14 protein-coding genes and 1 tRNA gene are annotated in these 15,549 nt (G+C 68.3%); 9 read left to right on the top strand and 6 right to left on the bottom strand.

Features of this window, described 5'->3' with window-relative positions:
• The first annotated feature begins 14 nt into the window (after nt 1-14).
• Entirely contained in the window at nt 15-1,325 is a 1,311-nt protein-coding gene (gene aroA / locus BLT45_RS15970; protein WP_093302694.1) for a 3-phosphoshikimate 1-carboxyvinyltransferase, read from the top strand.
• A 180-nt stretch (nt 1,326-1,505) separates the two neighbouring features.
• Here aroA and BLT45_RS15965 read toward each other — a convergent pair whose 3' ends face one another.
• From BLT45_RS15965 to BLT45_RS15955, 3 genes are all read right to left on the bottom strand, one after another.
• Nucleotides 1,506-2,069 (bottom strand): energy transducer TonB, encoded by a 564-nt coding sequence (locus tag BLT45_RS15965; protein WP_093302689.1) that lies wholly within the window; start codon nt 2,067-2,069, stop codon nt 1,506-1,508.
• A 151-nt stretch (nt 2,070-2,220) separates the two neighbouring features.
• The gene (locus tag BLT45_RS18200) at nt 2,221-2,427 is read right to left on the bottom strand and encodes a hypothetical protein (RefSeq protein ID WP_139188039.1); all 207 of its coding nucleotides are present in this window, start codon (nt 2,425-2,427) and stop codon (nt 2,221-2,223) included.
• Nucleotides 2,428-2,602: 175 nt separating this feature from the next.
• On the bottom strand, nt 2,603-3,250 hold the full coding sequence (locus BLT45_RS15955; RefSeq protein ID WP_093302680.1) for an energy transducer TonB: 648 nt from the start codon (nt 3,248-3,250) through the stop codon (nt 2,603-2,605).
• A 111-nt stretch (nt 3,251-3,361) separates the two neighbouring features.
• Here BLT45_RS15955 and serS point away from each other — a divergent pair, with 111 nt between their 5' ends.
• On the top strand, nt 3,362-4,642 hold the full coding sequence (gene serS / locus BLT45_RS15950; RefSeq protein WP_093302675.1) for a serine--tRNA ligase: 1,281 nt from the start codon (nt 3,362-3,364) through the stop codon (nt 4,640-4,642).
• A 348-nt stretch (nt 4,643-4,990) separates the two neighbouring features.
• Here the strand turns inward: serS and BLT45_RS15945 are convergent, their stop codons facing one another.
• The gene (locus BLT45_RS15945) at nt 4,991-5,569 is read right to left on the bottom strand and encodes an FMN-dependent NADH-azoreductase (protein ID WP_093302671.1); all 579 of its coding nucleotides are present in this window, start codon (nt 5,567-5,569) and stop codon (nt 4,991-4,993) included.
• 115 nt (nt 5,570-5,684) lie between these two features.
• Here BLT45_RS15945 and BLT45_RS15940 point away from each other — a divergent pair, with 115 nt between their 5' ends.
• From BLT45_RS15940 to BLT45_RS15930, 3 genes are all read left to right on the top strand, one after another.
• Nucleotides 5,685-6,692 carry a LysR family transcriptional regulator gene (locus BLT45_RS15940; protein WP_093302666.1) on the top strand — a complete coding sequence of 336 codons (1,008 nt, stop codon included), beginning with the start codon at nt 5,685-5,687 and terminating at the stop codon, nt 6,690-6,692.
• A 378-nt stretch (nt 6,693-7,070) separates the two neighbouring features.
• Nucleotides 7,071-7,160: transfer RNA gene (locus tag BLT45_RS15935), tRNA-Ser, on the top strand.
• 40 nt (nt 7,161-7,200) lie between these two features.
• The gene (locus BLT45_RS15930) at nt 7,201-7,989 is read left to right on the top strand and encodes a DUF5694 domain-containing protein (protein WP_139188038.1); all 789 of its coding nucleotides are present in this window, start codon (nt 7,201-7,203) and stop codon (nt 7,987-7,989) included.
• A gap of 33 nt (nt 7,990-8,022) precedes the next feature.
• On the opposite strand, the gene BLT45_RS15925 is transcribed toward BLT45_RS15930, so the two are convergent.
• Nucleotides 8,023-8,553, bottom strand: coding sequence for an REP-associated tyrosine transposase (locus tag BLT45_RS15925; RefSeq protein WP_093302657.1), 531 nt, complete (start codon nt 8,551-8,553; stop codon nt 8,023-8,025).
• Between the two features lie 137 nt (nt 8,554-8,690).
• Here BLT45_RS15925 and BLT45_RS15920 point away from each other — a divergent pair, with 137 nt between their 5' ends.
• On the top strand, nt 8,691-8,969 hold the full coding sequence (locus BLT45_RS15920) for a hypothetical protein (protein WP_093303473.1): 279 nt from the start codon (nt 8,691-8,693) through the stop codon (nt 8,967-8,969).
• A 309-nt stretch (nt 8,970-9,278) separates the two neighbouring features.
• On the opposite strand, the gene BLT45_RS15915 is transcribed toward BLT45_RS15920, so the two are convergent.
• Nucleotides 9,279-10,271: a DMT family transporter gene (locus tag BLT45_RS15915; protein ID WP_093302652.1), complete on the bottom strand. Its 993-nt coding sequence runs from the start codon at nt 10,269-10,271 to the stop codon at nt 9,279-9,281.
• A gap of 73 nt (nt 10,272-10,344) precedes the next feature.
• On the opposite strand from BLT45_RS15915, the gene BLT45_RS15910 reads away from it, so the two are divergent.
• The 3 genes from BLT45_RS15910 (at nt 10,345) to BLT45_RS15900 (ending at nt 15,311) form a co-directional block, all read left to right on the top strand.
• Entirely contained in the window at nt 10,345-10,833 is a 489-nt protein-coding gene (locus tag BLT45_RS15910; protein WP_093302646.1) for an Lrp/AsnC family transcriptional regulator, read from the top strand.
• A gap of 97 nt (nt 10,834-10,930) precedes the next feature.
• Entirely contained in the window at nt 10,931-12,094 is a 1,164-nt protein-coding gene (locus tag BLT45_RS15905; RefSeq protein ID WP_093302641.1) for a serine hydrolase domain-containing protein, read from the top strand.
• 211 nt (nt 12,095-12,305) lie between these two features.
• Nucleotides 12,306-15,311 (top strand): sensor histidine kinase, encoded by a 3,006-nt coding sequence (locus BLT45_RS15900; protein WP_093302637.1) that lies wholly within the window; start codon nt 12,306-12,308, stop codon nt 15,309-15,311.
• Nucleotides 15,312-15,549 lie beyond the last annotated feature (238 nt).

The raw sequence follows: 15,549 nt of genomic DNA, 5'->3' as shown, positions 1-15,549 counted from the left end.
ACCCGAGAGACCTGATGAGCAGCAAGCAAGACTGGATCGCCTCCGCCGGCCGCGCGCTGGGCGGCACCCTGGACATCCCCGGCGACAAGTCGGTATCGCACCGCGCGGTGATGTTCGCCGCGCTCGCCGATGGCACGTCGACGATCGATGGCTTCCTGGAAGGCGAGGACACCCGCGCCACCGCCGCGATCTTTTCGCGACTGGGCGTGCGCATGGAAACGCCGTCGCTGTCGCGCCGCATCGTGCATGGCGTGGGCGTCGACGGACTGAAGGCCGCGGACGGCGCGCTGGACTGCGGCAATGCCGGCACCGGCATGCGCCTGCTGGCCGGCCTGCTGGCGGCGCAGCCGTTCGACAGCGTGCTGGTCGGCGACGAATCCCTGTCGAAACGGCCCATGCGCCGGGTGACCGGGCCACTGTCCACGATGGGCGCGCGCATCGACACCGAAGAAGGCGGCCTGCCGCCGTTGCGCATTCACGGCGCCCAGGCGCTCGCCGGCATCGACTACACGCTGGAAGTCGCCAGTGCGCAGGTGAAGTCGGCGGTCCTGCTGGCCGGCCTCTATGCCGACGGCGAGACCGTGGTGCGCGAGCCGCATCCCACCCGCGACTACACCGAGCGGATGTTGAAGGCGTTCGGCGTGGACATCGAATTCTCGCCCGGCTTCGCGCGCCTGCGCGGCGGGCAGCGGCTGAAGGCCACCGACATCGCCGTGCCGGCGGACTTCTCGTCGGCGGCGTTCTTCCTCGTGGCTGCGAGCATCGTTCCCGGGTCCGAACTGCGCCTGCGCGCGGTCGGCCTGAATCCGCGCCGCACTGGCCTGTTGCAGGCGCTGCGCCTGATGGGCGCCGACATCACCGAGGAGAACGCCAGCGAGCACGGCGGCGAGCCGGTCGCGGACCTCGTCGTCCGCCATGCACCGCTGCACGGCATCGAGGTGCCGGAAGCGCTGGTGCCGGACATGATCGACGAATTCCCGGCGCTGTTCATCGCCGCGGCCTGCGCCCAGGGTCCGACGGTCGTGCGCGGCGCGGCGGAACTGCGGGTCAAGGAATCCGACCGCCTCGCGAGCATGGCCAACGGTCTGCGCGCGCTCGGCCTGCGCGTAGACGAGACGCCCGATGGCGCGACGATCTTCCCGGGCCCGCTGCAGGGCGGCACGGTGGACTCCCACGGCGACCACCGCATCGCGATGGCGTTCTCCATCGCCGGCCAAGTCGCGACCGGCGACGTGCGCATCGGCGATGTCGCCAACGTGGCGACCTCGTTCCCGAACTACGACGGCCTGGCGACCGGCGCGGGATTCGCGTTGCGCAAGGCTTGAGGCATGATGAGGATTGGTGTGGGAGCGACGTAAGTCGCGATGGAGCCTTCCCGATAGTCCTTCGCGACTTACGTCGCTCCCACAGCAGCCGCATTTCCAGCGAAAAATAGAAAAGGGGGACGCCTGCCCGCGTCCCCCTTTCCTTTCCTCGTCAGCTCCGTGTTCGGAGCGATACGGTGCTTAGATGGGCTTGAAGTCCACCGGCACCTTCACGCTGGTGGCGATCGCCTTGCCATTGCGCATGGCCGGCTCGAAACGCCACTGGCGCACGGCACTCACGGCAGCACGGTCGAGATCGCGCTCACCGCTACGCTCGACGACGCGCACGTCGATCGGATTGCCCTGCGCATCGACCTCGGCCAGCACCACGACGGTGCCGCCGACACCGGCGCGCAGCATCGAGGCCGGATACTTCGGCTCGGCATTGCCGGCCAGCGGGCGTGCATCGCGGCTGACGGCCGCCGGACGGGTGGCGGCAGCGCGCTCGGTGCGCGTGCGCTCCGCCGCGGCCGCCGCGCGTTCGCCGGCGGGCGTCGTGACGGCGTCGTCCGCGACAGGGGCGGGCAGTGCGGCGACCGGCGTTTCGTTCGCCTGGCGGGACTGGCTCCACCAGACCAGCGCCGCGGCCGTGACCGCGAAGGCCAGCAGCATCAGCAGCACGGGCGACGTGGTGCGGCGCGGCTCGACCGTGGTGTCTTCGACGGTGTCCGGCGTGCGGTAATCGTTGTTCGTGGGCATCGACATATGAACCTCCGTTTCGCGTTGTGGGTTCCGCGTTGGAACGGGGCCGAGTCTTTGCGCAGCGATGTATGCGATACGTGAGTGAGCGGTGAAACGAGCAGGGTGAAGTTCAGCTAGCAAAACCGTCATTCATGCGCGTGCATATGGCGTGAGGTCATGTGTTGAAGAATGCCAGCGTCACCATGAGCGCGAGCAACGCACCGGCACCCAGCCATCCCAGTGCTATCGCACATCCGGCCGAGGTTTCCGTGGGCATCTGTCCCTGCTCGAGCTGCATGATCAGTAGATCGAGCTGCTCATCCTGCGTGATCCGATACTCCGGCTCACGCAAGCGGATATCCGCATCGTGCAGATAGAACATCACGATCCTCGGCAGATGCACGGTGGGGTGGTTCTCATGCATCCACGTGGTGAACCCAGGCACGACAGTCCTGTGCCACGACCGTAGGCCGGCATCGTCGGAGGGGTTGATGGACTTCAATCGCCTGAGTTCGGCGGCGATTTCTGTCAGGGCACCCTGGTGGTCGCTGAAAGCGTCACCGCATCTTGAAATCGATCGGCACCGTCACCGCGCCGATCACGGGCTGACCGTCGCGCTGGGCGGGCTGGAAGCGCCACTGGCGCACGGCCTCCACGGCGGCGCGATCGAGCTCGCGCGAGCCGCTGCGCTGGGCTACGTCGACCGCGAGCGGTACGCCGTCGGTGCCCACTTCCACGCGCACCATCACCGTGCCCTGGTCGCCGTTGCGCATCGCGGCCGACGGGTAGTCGGGTGCGGGGGTCTGGCCCGGGATCGGCACCGGCACCTCACCGGGCGCCAGGGCGACGCCCGGGACGGCCGGGGCGGCGTCGCTGGGCGGCGCGGGGGCGGTCGCTTCTTCGACCGGGGTCGGCATCGGCGCCGCTTCGACCAGCTGCGGGCGCTCCTCGCTGGCCGGGCGTGCGGCCGGTTCTTCCATGCCGCTGGCGCCATCGCCGGTGGACAGCGGCTCGGGTAACGCCTCGACGGGCGCGGCCTTGCCGGGCAGGGTGGATTCGGCGGTGTAGAACCCGTCCTCGCGTCCAGCCCACCAGACGATCAGGAACAGCAGCAGGCCGATGCCGAAGGCGATGGCGGCGTTGCGCAGGGCGGTGCGGGGCAGGCGGAAGGTGAAGTGCGGGTCGTTCGGTTGCGGGGCCGACATGGGAATCACCGGTGGGATCGCGGCGATTCTTGCACAGCCGGCGTTAAACGCGCGGGCAACCGGTCGCGATTGGGCGATAATGCCCGCTTCCCTCGCCAGACCGCTGTTTCCATGCTCGATCCCGTCCTGCTCCGCACCCAGCCCGCCGAACTCGCCCAGCGCCTCAAGGAGAGCCGCGGCTTCGACCTGGACGTATCCCGCATCGCCGACCTGGAAGCCGCGCGCAAGCAGATCCAGAAGCGCACCGAGGAACTGCAGAACCTGCGCAACACCCGTTCCAAGGCCATCGGCCAGGCCAAGGCCAAGGGCGAGGACGTGTCCGCGCTGATGGCGGAAGTGGCCGGCTTCGGCGACGAGCTGACGGCCTCGGAAGTGAAGCTCGACGAGATCCGGGCCGAGATCGAAGGCATTGCCCTCGGTATCCCGAATCTGCCGCACGCCAGCGTGCCGGTCGGGAGCGACGAGGCCGGCAACGTCGAACAGCATCGCTGGGGTACGCCGCGCACGTTCGATTTCCCGGTGAAGGACCACGTCGAACTCGGCGCCCGCCACGGCTGGCTCGACGCCGACACCGCCGCCAAGCTGTCCGGCGCGCGCTTCACCGTGCTGCGCGGCCAGCTGGCCCGCCTGCACCGCGCACTCGCGCAGTTCATGCTCGATCTGCATACGAACGAACACGGTTACGAAGAGACCAGCGTGCCGGTGATCGTCAATGCCGATTCGATGCGCGGCACCGGCCAGCTGCCGAAGTTCGAGGAAGACCTGTTCGCCACCCAGCTGGGCGAGCACACGCGCTACCTGATCCCGACCTCGGAAGTGCCGCTGACGAACATCGTGCGCGACGAGATCCTCGACGACGCCCGCCTGCCGCTGCGCATGACGGCGCACTCGATGTGCTTCCGCTCCGAAGCCGGCAGCGGCGGCCGCGACGTGCGCGGCATGATCCGCCAGCACCAGTTCGAGAAGGTGGAACTGGTGTCGATCACGCGTCCGTCGGAAAGCTACGACGAGCAGGAACGCATGACCCGCGCCGCGGAAACCGTGCTGGAGAAGCTGGGCCTGCCGTACCGCCGCATGCTCCTGTGCACCGGCGACATGGGCTTCGGCGCCACCAAGACCTTCGACCTGGAAGTCTGGTTGCCGTCGCAGGACATGTACCGCGAGATTTCCTCGTGCTCGAACTGTGAAGACTTCCAGGCCCGCCGCATGCAGGCGCGCTGGCGCAACCCGGCCACCGGCAAGCCCGAACCGGTGCACACCCTCAACGGCTCCGGCACGGCCGTCGGCCGTGCGCTGATCGCGGTGATGGAGAACTACCAGAACGCCGACGGCTCGATCACCGTACCCGACGCGTTGCGTCCGTACATGGGCGGCGCCGAACAGATCGCCTGATTGGTTGATCCTTCTCCCCGCAGGCGGGGAAGGCGGCAAATATTCCTTCTCCCCGCAAGCGGGGAAGGCGGCAAAATATTCCTTCTCCCCGCAAGCGGGGAGAAGGTGCCCGGAGGGCGGATGAGGGGCAGCTGTTTGCGTAGGACTTCCCGTCCGGCTGTCTGCTGTTTGTCGATCGCTGGAAGCGGGTGAAAGCGTCCGGCATCGCACTTCCGCTCGCCCCTCACCCGCCTTCGGCACCCTCTCCCCGCTTCGCAGGGAGAGGGGGTGAGTCCGCCTTTTCCTCGCCCCCAAGAAAACGGCCCGCTTGCGCGGGCCGAACGGAGAGGAGTGCGGTCTAGCGGTAACTCAGGCGGCTTGGCGCATCGGCGCCGGGATGCTGGCCAGCGCGGCTTCGATGGCCTCGGCCTTGTGCTCGGGCGAGTAGGCCACGCGCTCGGCGCGGATGAACTCCACGTCGGTGATGCCGAGGAAGCCGAACACCTGCTTCAGGTACGGGGCCACGAAGTCGATCGCGGTACCGGCGTACTCGCCACCGCTGGCCTCGGCCACGATGACCTTCTTGCCGCCGGCCAGGCCGACCGGGCCGTTCTCGGTGTACTTGAAGGTGCGGCCGGCCACGGCCACGCGGTCGATCCAGGCCTTCAGGGTGGACGGCACGCCGAAGTTGTAGCGCGGGGCGCCCAGGACGATGACGTCGGCGGCCAGGAATTCCTGCATGGCCGCTTCACCGGCTTGTGCGGCGGCGGTATCGCCCCCACCCAGTACGGCATTGGTCAGGTGGGCCAGCGGGGTCGTGTCGAGATCGCGGTAGGTGACCTCCAGGCCGGGCACGCTGTCCTGCCAACGGGCTACGATGGCGGCGGTGAGCTGGCGGCTGACCGAGTTGGCGGCCAGGGCGCTGCTGTCGATATGCAATAGTTTCATGGGGTGTCTCCGGGGCGGATGCGGCCTCGGCCGCGTTGGAGCGCACTCTAGGTCGTTGCATTGATGGGATAAACGTGGTCTATCATCACTGATTGTTCTACAGGCGGAACTATAAATGCAGCACGACCTCAACGACCTCTATTACTTCGCCATGGTGGTGGACCACGGGGGCTTCGCTGCCGCCGAGCGCGCCCTGGGCATCCCCAAGTCCCGCCTCAGCCGGCGCATCAGCCAGCTCGAGACCGACCTGGGCGTGCGCCTGCTGCAGCGCTCCACGCGCCGCTTCGCGGTGACGGACGTCGGCATGAGCGTGCACCGCCATGCGCAGACGATGCTGGCCGAAGCGCAGGCCGCGCGCGAAGTGGTGGACCGCCTCAGCGCCGAGCCGCGCGGCGTGGTCCGGGTCAGCGTGCCGGTCGCGGTGGCGCAGATGCAGTTGCCGAAGATCCTGCCGGCCTTCCTCGACAAGTACCCGAAGGTGCGCCTGCAACTGCACGTCAACAACCGCCGCGTGGACATCATCAACGAGGGCTACGACGTCGCCCTGCGCGTGCGCGCCAAGCTCGACGACGACGGCAGCCTGGTGATGCGCAGCTTCGGCCAGATCCAGGAATTGCTGGTCGCCAGCCCGAAGTACCTCAACCGCGCCGGCCGCCCGAAGGTGCCGGAAGACCTGGCCGAGCACGTCACCCTGAGCATCAGCGAGGACGAGGCACGCCAGCGCTGGGAGCTGCACGGCCCCGACGGAGAGGTGCGCCGGATCGAACTCAATCCGCGCCTGGCCGGCTTCGACTTCCCGTTGCTGCAGTCGATGGCGAAGGACGGTTACGGCATCACGCTGCTGCCGGAAACGGTCTGCGCCGAAGCCGTGCGCAAGGGCGAGCTGGAAGTGGTGCTGCCGGAATGGAGCCTGCCGCAGGGCATCTGCCACGCAGTGTTCGCGTCGCGCCGGGGCATGTTGCCGGCGGTGCGGGTGTTCATCGATTTCCTGGCCGAGCATCTGCCGCAGCAGATCGAGTCCTCGCGCCTGGATTGCGGCGGCAAGTGTTCGGAAGAGAAGGACAAGGCCATCGCGGTGGCCATCGACAACGCCAAGGCCGCCAAGGTGAAGAAAGCCTCGTAGGCCACGGTCGCGGGGTTCGTGCGAAAATAAATGCCGGCCTGCAACAGGCGGTAGGGAACATGGTAGCGGGGGCAGGATTTGAACCTGCGATCCGGTCAGCGAGTCCCGAGATGCAATACCGGAGAGATGGCCGAGCGGTTCAAGGCAGCAGTCTTGACTGCGTAGGCCGAAGGCCGGAGCGAACATCGACCGCAGGTCGATGGTAAAACTGCCGTACGGCGCGCAGCGCCGCGGTAGCGTAGTAAAAACGGAGAGATGGCCGAGCGGTTCAAGGCAGCAGTCTTGACTGCGTAGGCCGAAGGCCGGAGCGAACATCGACCGCAGGTCGATGGTAAAACTGCCGTACGGCGCGCAGCGCCGCGGTAGCGTAGTAAAAACGGAGAGATGGCCGAGCGGTTTAAGGCAGCAGTCTTGAAAACTGCCGTAGGTGCAAGCCTACCGTGGGTTCGAATCCCACTCTCTCCGCCACGTTTTCCCTCGTGCAGTACCTGTCGGTGGGAGAAAGATCATGCGGCGTCTCTTCGTTCTCGCACTACTGCTGATACACGGCGCGGCATGGGCGGTGGAACCATCCGCGCGTGTGGTGCTCATCGGCACCTACCACTTCAGCAATCCGGGGCAGGACCAGGCCAACGTGGACTCGGTGGACGTCACCGTGCCGCAGCGCCAGGCCGAGCTGCAGGCGGTGACCGATGCCCTCGCGAAATTTCAGCCGACGTTCGTCGGCCTCGAGTGGCCTGCCGATGCCGCACGCGAACAGTACGCGCAGTATCTCGGCGGCACGCTGCCGCCCTCCCGCAACGAAGTCGTGCAGCTGGGATTCCGGCTGGCGAAGCAGAGGGGGCTCGCGCATGTCCACGGGTTGGATGTCGCCGGCGACTTCCCCTTCGAACCGTTGAGCGCGTGGGCGCAGGCCAACGGGAAGGCGGCCGATCTCGAGGCGCTGATGGCGCAGGCGCAGGGCATCACCGCGCGCATCACCGCGCTGCAGGGCACCCATAGCATCGGCGGCGTGCTGCGCGAGATGAATGCATCGAAGTCACTGGATGAAGCCGCAAGCTTCTACGCGGAATTCCTGCGCTACGGCAGCGGCGACGAGCAGCCCGGTGTCGAGCTCAATACCGCGTGGGCGAAACGCAATTTCGGGATCTGCGCGCGCCTGCTGCAGGCGTTGAAGCCCGGTGATCGTGCGGTCGTGTTCTACGGGCAGGGACACGTGCCCGCGTTGGCGGCCTGTTTGCGATCGGCACCGGGTGTCGAACTGGTCGAGGCGGCTCAGTTCCTGCCGTCCTCCTGAGTCCGTAGGATGGGTTGAGCGTAGCGATACCCATCACCGACGCTCTCCAAAGCTCGCGTTTTCTCCTGCAGAACCCCAATCCTCCGACAAGATCCCATTGCGCGCAAAGCGATGAAATGTCGAGTAGGGCCAATCCCGCACCCGCACTACATGCCCGTGCTTGACCGGATTTCCGTGGATGTAATCCACGTGGCGCGCAAGATCGGTTTCATCGCGTATCACATGCTCCCAGTACCTTCGTTGCCAGATGCCGCGCTCGCTCTTGTCGACGTGGCTGGCGCGTCGATGCTCGCCATGCGGCAAGTGGCGAGAGAACCAGGTCTTGATAAGGCGCCAGCGAAGCGGAAAGTCGGCGTCGCCCGGTGGCAGCGTCCAGACAGCATGCAGGTGATCGGGTAGGACGACCATCGCATCGATGTCGAATGGATGCCGTTTGCGGGTGTATCGGACAGCGTCGCGCAGCAGATCGATGTGGTCGACCAGCAAGGTGGCCTGTCGGTCGGCGAGGTTGACGGTGAAGAAATAGGTGGCGCCGGGAACGAAGGCGCGGCGGTAATGGGTCATCCATGACCTCGGTGTCCGGTTGATGGGTATCGCTTCGCTCAACCCATCCTACGCTCACGCCTACGACCATCCGCTAACCCGTCGCATCGCCCCAAGCCCGCTAGACTGCGGTATCCCCTCACCGGATGCCGCCGCGCATGAAGTTCGCCCCCACGCCCGTCACCGCCGCCATCGCCGGTCTCTTCGCCGGCATCGTGATGCCGTGGGTCTGGCCGCGGTTGGGGGACGAGACCTTGAACTGGGTGTTCGCGTTCCTGCTTGTCATCGCGTTGCCGATGCATGTGCTGGTGGTCGGCTTCAACCCGCCGCGCGAGGCGGGGCAGGGGGGATTGAACCGCGCACTGATCAGGCGCGTGGCGGTGTGGCTGGCGTCGGCCGTGGCCGCCGTGGCGCTGATGCGGATCCTGTCGCTTTAACCGCGCCTGCTGGGCCCCCATACGGGCCCATCGAGGCTTTTTGCCTCTCGCGCCAGGCTTAGTGAGAGAAGAGCGAGGCTTTTTGCCTCTCGCGCCAGGCTTAGTGAGAGAAGAACGAGGCTTTTTGCCTCTCGCACCAGGCTTAATGAGAGAAGAGCCAGGCTTTTTGCCTCTCGCGCCAGGCTTAGTGAGAGAAGAACGAGGCTTCTTGCCTCTCGCACCAGGCTTAATGAGAGAAGAGCCAGGCTTTTTGCCTCTCGCGCCAGGCTTAGTGAGAGAAGAACGAGGCTTTTTGCCTCTCGCGCCAGGCTATGTGTGAGTAGAGGCGATCACGGCACCCGGATGCGCGGGTTTGCGATGTACGGCCATGCAGCTGAGTACGCCCAGTGTCACGCAGACCAGTGCCGCGACCTCCAGCGGAGCGGGCCAGCGCCGTTCCCACAGCCAGCCGTAGAGCAGGGCGAACAGCGTTTCGAACAGGATCATCTGGCCCACCAGGGTCAGGGGCAGCAGGCGGCTCATCCGGTTCCACAATGCGTTGCCGGCGATCGAAGCGAGCACCGCCACGCCGACCGACACCGCGCCGAAGCGCGCCCAGGCCTCCATGCCGTGCGCCGCCGCGCCCATCGCCAGCGCGACCGGTACCAGCAGGAGACTCTGCGCGCCGGTCATCAGGCCGGTCAGCAGGTTCCAGTCGTGCGACGACACCTGCGGCAGCCGCGCCAGCGCACGCGCATTGCCCACGGCATAGGCCGTCCACGAGACCAGCGCACCGATCGCGCACAGCAGGCCGACCATGGGCTTCCCCGCGGCGCCGTTGGCGGGCGCCACCAGCGCCTGTCCCCCTATGCAGGCCACGCCGGCCACGCACAGTAGCAGCGAGGGCAGCAGCTTCCGCAGCGGCACCGCGCCCGCGTCGCGGCTGCCGATCACCGTCACCGCGACCGGCAGGAAGCCGATCACCAGCGAAGTCATCGCGATGCCGCCGGATTGCACCGCGCTGGCGAGCAGCAGGTAGTAGACCGTGTTGCCGGCCAGCGCCAGCCAGCCCAACGTCCACCAGGTCGGGCGCGGCAGCGCCATGGCCAACCGTTGCCAGCGCGGCAGCACCAGCGCCAGCGCGATCAGCCCGTAGGCCAGGTAGCGGCCGAGCGTCAGCTGCAGCGGGGTGAAGTCGCGCACCAGTGCCGGTGCCAGGAAGACCAGCCCCCAGAGTGCGCCGGCCCCCATGCCGCAGGCGATGCCGGTTAGCGTGCCGCGCGCGGGCGTGGAAGGGGCGTGGGTGGAAGAGACGGTGGCCATGCGAGCAATCTACTCGCGGACCTGCGATGATCCGGCTCGATATCGGGCCCTCGAACGCAACATTTACTCGATCATGCCGCGAAAACCCGCCATTCCCGCCTCCGGCCTGGATCGCTACGACCGGGCCATCCTCGACATCGTCCAGCGCGACAACAAGACGCCGCAGCGGGCCATCGCCGAAGCGGTGAACCTGTCCACCGCCGCCGTGCAGCGTCGGATCGCCGCGATGGAAACGTCCGGCGTGATCGCCGCCAACGTCGCCGTGGTCGATCCCGATGCCGTCGCCGCCACCATCACCGCGATCGTCGAAGTGAAGCTGCGCGACGAACGCGCGGTCACCTCCGATCGCGCCAAGGCGCTGTTCCGCGGCACGCCGGAAGTGCAGCAATGCTTCTACGTCACCGGCGGCATCAGCTTCGTGCTGATCATCGTGGCGCCGAACATGCCGACCTACGAAGCGCTCACCCGGCGGCTGTTCGCCGAGAACGACCTCGTCGTCGACTTCCGCACGCTGATGGCGCTGGACCGGGTGAAGACCGGCACCGCCATCGTGGTGCCGTAGACCGCCAGACGCGTCGCGCAGGCCGGCGGGCCCCATGACCTCTGGCGCTTAAGCCGTCATGCCCGGTCCGTATCATGCGAGTCACATAGGAGGGGTCATGCGTCCACTGATCGGAATCTGCCTGCTCGCCATGCTGCCGTTCGCCGCCGTTGCGGCGGAGACGGGGCATTCCATCCCCACCCGCACCGCACTGGATGCCGAAGCCGCGGCGGCGATGAAGGCCGCGCAGGCGAACGGACTGGCCATCGCCGTGATCGATGCGGGCAAGGTGGTCCACGTGGCCGCTTATGGCCAGCGCAATGCGAAGGGCGATCCGCTGCAGACGGCGACCGTCATGTACGGCGCCTCGCTGACCAAGGCGGTGTTCGCCTACACGGTGCTCCAGTTGGTGGACGAAGGCCGGTTGGACCTCGACCGTCCCATCGCGACGTACTTCGACACGCCGCTGACCGACTATCCCGCCGAGGACGCCTACGGGCCGTGGCCCGACCTGGCCGGCGACGAGCGCTGGAAGGCCATCACCGCGCGCCACCTGCTGACCCACAGCAGCGGCTTCGCCAATTTCGCCTATCTGGAACCCGACGAGAAACTGCGCATCCACTTCGCGCCGGGCAGCCGCTACGCCTATTCGGGCGAAGGGCTGATCCTGCTGCAGTACGTGATCGAGCGCGGCCTCGGGCTGGATCTGGGGCAGGAAATGCAGCAGCGCGTGTTCGACCGTTTCGGCATGCCGAACACCAGCATGATCTGGCGCCCCGACTTCGCGACCAACCTCGCCGATGGCTGGATGGAAGACGGTGCCGTCGAGCCGCACGACGAACGCAGCCGCGTGCGCGCCGCCGGTTCGATGGACACCACCATCGCCGACCTGGCGAACTTCGCCGCCGCGCTCAGCCGGGGCGAAGGCCTGTCGCCGGCCAGCGCCGCGGCGATGGCGACCGCGCAGCTGCCGATCACCACGGCCTCGCAATTCCCCACGCTGCAGGACGAACTGCCGGCGGCAAAGCGCCGCAGGGATCTGGCCGCAGGCTTGGGCGTGGTGGTGTTCGACGGCCCTCAGGGCGCCGGCTTCTACAAGGGCGGCCACAACGACTCCACCGGAAACACCTTCGTGTGCGTGCGCCAGCGCCAGCGCTGCGTGGTGATCCTGGGCAACGACGTGCGCGCCGAACGCGCGTTCCCGCGGCTGGTCGCCTTCGTGCTGGGCGAGACCGGCGTGCCGTGGACATGGGAGTACGGCAACAAGCAGTTCGTCCCCTGACACGCGCGCGCAGGACGCCGGCGACGCGGAACACCCCGTCGCTCGGGTAAAGTGCGGAGCGGATCGCCGCGCCGTTTCCGCGTGAGGAAACGGCACCCTGGGGGAGGGCAGGCGGGCGTTCTTCCATCGTGTCGGCGGTGTCGAAGGGGGCAGGTTGGCCAGCGTGGCGGACAGACAGATCGGGCGGGCCGCAAGGCCGCACCGCCTGCGCATGCGTGCGTGGCGCGTGTTGCTGGCGTGCGCGTGCCTGCTGCTGGCGCCGCTGGCGCAGGCGCTGGATGCGCAGCGCCAGATCGCCCAGTTCCATCACACGGCCTGGACCGTGCGCGAAGGCGCGCCGGGCCAGATCACCGCGCTCGCGCAGACCACCGACGGCTACCTGTGGCTGGCCACCCAGGTGGGCCTGTACCGCTTCGACGGCGTGCAGTTCGAGCGCTACGACCCGCCGGGCGACCAGGCCTTTCCCGCCACCAGCATCTCCACCCTGTACGCCACCGCGGACGGCGGCCTGTGGATCGGCTTCCGCTATGGCGCGGTCAGCTTCCTGCGCGATGAGCGGCTGACCCATTACGGCGAAGCGCAGGGGCTGCCGACCAGCACCGTCTTCCGGTTCGCCCGGACACCGGATGGCCGCCTGTGGGCCGCCACCTTCAGCGGCCTGGTGTACCTGCGCGAGGGCCGCTGGCATCGCGTCGAACCGGCCTGGCGGGCGCCCGGCACGCAGGCGCGCTCGGTATTCACCGACCGCGAGGGCACCCTTTGGCTGGCGACGGAGGATGGTCTGGCGCGGCTGCGCAAGGGCGCGCGCGCGTTCGAGACGCTGGATATCCGCGTCGGCCGCATCAGCCAGATGGCGCAGGCGGCGGATGGCAGCCTGTGGATCGCCGAGAACGAAGGCGGCGTGCGTCGCCTGCCGCTCGATGGCGTGGTCGCGCCCGCGGCGATCGTCGCGCCCTCGGCCGGGCTGCTGTTCGATCGCGACGGCACGCTGTGGGCGAGCACCATGGGCGAGGGCGTGCAGCGGCGGGGGCGTCCGCTGCAGCCGGCGTCCGACGGGGAGACGGTGGAGCACTTCCGCCAGGACGACGGGCTCAGCGCCGACTATCTGCTGCCGGTGCTGGAAGATCGCGAAGGCAACGTCTGGGTAGGCAGCAGCCGCGGGCTGGACCGCTTCCGTCATACCAACGTCGTCCCCGCGATGCTGCCGGATGGCGCGCAGGATTTCGCGATCGTCACCGGGGCCGACGGCACGCTGCTGGCGGGCAGCCGCAACCGTCCGTTGATGGTCCTCGACGGCGGGCCGCCGCGTGAACTCGATCTGCCGCCGCCGCTCACCGCCGCGCATCGCGATCGCGCGGGCACCGTCTGGCTGGGCGGGCCCGGCGGCCTGTGGACGCTGCGCGACGGACGCCTGGCGCCGGTGACGCCGCTGCCGGTGTCCGGCTATTCCGGCGTGCAGGCGATCGCGCATGGCGACGACGGCGTGTTGTGGGTGTCGTTGAACACGCCCGGCATCCATCGCCTGGCGGAGGGACGCTGGCAACAGGTGCGCGGGCGCACCGGACTGCCGCCGGGCTCGTCGCCGCTGGTGATGCTGCCCACGCGCGATGGCGCCGTCTGGATGGGCTACGCGCGCAACCAGATCGCGATCCTGCGCGGCGATGACATCCGCGCGCTGACGGCGGAGGACGGCCTGGCGGTGGGCAATGTCACCGCGCTGGCGGAAAGCCGCGACGGCGTGTGGATCGGCGGTGAGCGCGGGTTGGCGCGCTATGCCCACGGGCGCGTGCGCAGCCTGCAGGGGCCTGCCGACAGTCCGTTCCGCGGCATCACGGGCATCGTCCGCACGCGCGCGGGCGATCTGTGGTTGAACGGCGCGCGTGGCGTGCTGCACGTGAAGGCCGTCGACGTGGCCACGCTGTTCGACACGTCCGCGCCGCGTTACGAACGCTTCGATTTCCTCGACGGCATGCCCGGCGTGCCGGCGCAGTTCCGGCCGATTCCCACCGCGGCGGAAGGTGGCGACGGGCGCCTGTGGTTCGCGACCACGAGCGGCGTGGTGTCGATCGATCCGGCGGCGATCCGGCGCAATCCGCTCGCGCCGCCGGTGTCCATCCTGTCGCTGACCGCCGACGGCAAGACCCGTCGCGCCGGTGCGGGCGCGCTGCGATTGCCGCCGGGCACGCGCAACCTGCAGATCGCCTACACCGCGCTGAGCCTGTCGATCCCCGAGCGCGTGCGCTTCCGTTACAAACTGGACGGCTACGACACCGGGTGGCAGGACGCCGGCGCGCGGCGCGCCGCGTTCTACAACGACCCGGGGCCGGGGACGTACACGTTCCGGGTGATCGCCGCCAACAACGACGGGGTGTGGAACGAGGTGGGCGCCGCGCTGCCCGTGGTGATCGCACCCCGGTACTACCAGACCACGTGGTTCCTCGTGCTGTGCGTACTGTTCGGCGCGACCCTGCTGTGGATCGCCTACCTGCTGCGCCTGCGCCACCTGTCCGCGCAGATCCGCGCGCGCCTGCACGAGCGCCACCGCGAGCGCGAGCGCATCGCCCGCGAGTTGCACGACACGCTGCTGCAGAGCGTGCAGGGCCTGATCCTGCGTTTCCATGCGGTGTCGCAGTCGCTCGGACGCGACGCGCCGGGCCACGCGGCGATGGAGCGCGTGTTGCAGCGGGCTGACGACGTGCTGGCCGAAGCGCGCGACCGCGTGCTGGACCTGCGCCGCGCGCGCATGTCGGGCGAGTTGTCCGATGCGCTGGCCGCACTCGGTGAGGACCTGGTGCCCGAGCACGCGACCGAGTTCCGGCTCGAGGTGGAAGGCGAGCCGCGGCAGCTGGATGCGCTGGTCCGCGACGAGGTGTACCGCATCGCGCGCGAGGCGGTGTTCAATGCGTTCCAGCATGCGCAGGCCGCGCATGTGGACGTCGACCTGGATTACCAGCACGACGCGCTGCACCTGCGCGTGCGCGACGATGGCGAGGGTTTGCCCGACGCGGTGCTGCGCGCCGGCGGCCGCCAGGGCCACTGGGGCCTGTACGGCATGCGCGAGCGCGCGCAGCGCATCGGCGGCACGCTCGCCCTCGCGTCCACCGCAGGCTCGGGCACGACGGTGTCGCTGCGCGTGCCGTCCAGCGTGGCGTATCGCGTGCCGCCGCAACGTGCGTCGCGTTGGCAGCGTTTGTCGCGATGGCTGCGACGCGCATGACCGGATGATCGCGTTCATCACGCGCAGGATGAAAGTGCGCGCATTTCCCGACGGCATTTAACGTTCTTAACATCGCGTTGACCTTCGCGATGCCGATGCGGACTACAATGCTGCATCGCATCAGTCGATGTCCGCGTCCGCATCTGGGGATGGACGCGCATCTGCGCCGCTCTGCGCGCAGCGTGCCACGCACGCGGCCCCTCTCCGTGCATCCGCCTTCGCGATGCCTTTTTCGGTG

This window comes from Pseudoxanthomonas sp. CF385 (assembly GCF_900104255.1).
GTDB lineage: Bacteria > Pseudomonadota > Gammaproteobacteria > Xanthomonadales > Xanthomonadaceae > Pseudoxanthomonas_A.
The sequence above is the reverse complement of the archived record's forward strand: the minus strand, read 5'-3'. Positions and strand labels throughout refer to the sequence as shown.

Bases quoted from the DNA above. Each gene is read 5' to 3' on its own strand.
- BLT45_RS15955 (WP_093302680.1), bottom strand. From the start codon at position 3,250: ATGTCGGCCCCGCAACCGAACGACCCGCACTTCACCTTCCGCCTGCCC.
- BLT45_RS15925 (WP_093302657.1), bottom strand. From the start codon at position 8,553: ATGACCCATTACCGCCGCGCCTTCGTTCCCGGCGCCACCTATTTCTTC.
- serS (WP_093302675.1), top strand. From the start codon at position 3,362: ATGCTCGATCCCGTCCTGCTCCGCACCCAGCCCGCCGAACTCGCCCAG.
- aroA (WP_093302694.1), top strand. From the start codon at position 15: ATGAGCAGCAAGCAAGACTGGATCGCCTCCGCCGGCCGCGCGCTGGGC.
- BLT45_RS15945 (WP_093302671.1), bottom strand. From the start codon at position 5,569: ATGAAACTATTGCATATCGACAGCAGCGCCCTGGCCGCCAACTCGGTC.
- BLT45_RS15930 (WP_139188038.1), top strand. From the start codon at position 7,201: ATGCGGCGTCTCTTCGTTCTCGCACTACTGCTGATACACGGCGCGGCA.
- BLT45_RS15920 (WP_093303473.1), top strand. From the start codon at position 8,691: ATGAAGTTCGCCCCCACGCCCGTCACCGCCGCCATCGCCGGTCTCTTC.
- BLT45_RS15940 (WP_093302666.1), top strand. From the start codon at position 5,685: ATGCAGCACGACCTCAACGACCTCTATTACTTCGCCATGGTGGTGGAC.
- BLT45_RS15910 (WP_093302646.1), top strand. From the start codon at position 10,345: ATGCCGCGAAAACCCGCCATTCCCGCCTCCGGCCTGGATCGCTACGAC.
- BLT45_RS15900 (WP_093302637.1), top strand. From the start codon at position 12,306: ATGCGTGCGTGGCGCGTGTTGCTGGCGTGCGCGTGCCTGCTGCTGGCG.
- BLT45_RS15965 (WP_093302689.1), bottom strand. From the start codon at position 2,069: ATGTCGATGCCCACGAACAACGATTACCGCACGCCGGACACCGTCGAA.
- BLT45_RS15905 (WP_093302641.1), top strand. From the start codon at position 10,931: ATGCGTCCACTGATCGGAATCTGCCTGCTCGCCATGCTGCCGTTCGCC.
- BLT45_RS15915 (WP_093302652.1), bottom strand. From the start codon at position 10,271: ATGGCCACCGTCTCTTCCACCCACGCCCCTTCCACGCCCGCGCGCGGC.
- BLT45_RS18200 (WP_139188039.1), bottom strand. From the start codon at position 2,427: ATGTTCTATCTGCACGATGCGGATATCCGCTTGCGTGAGCCGGAGTAT.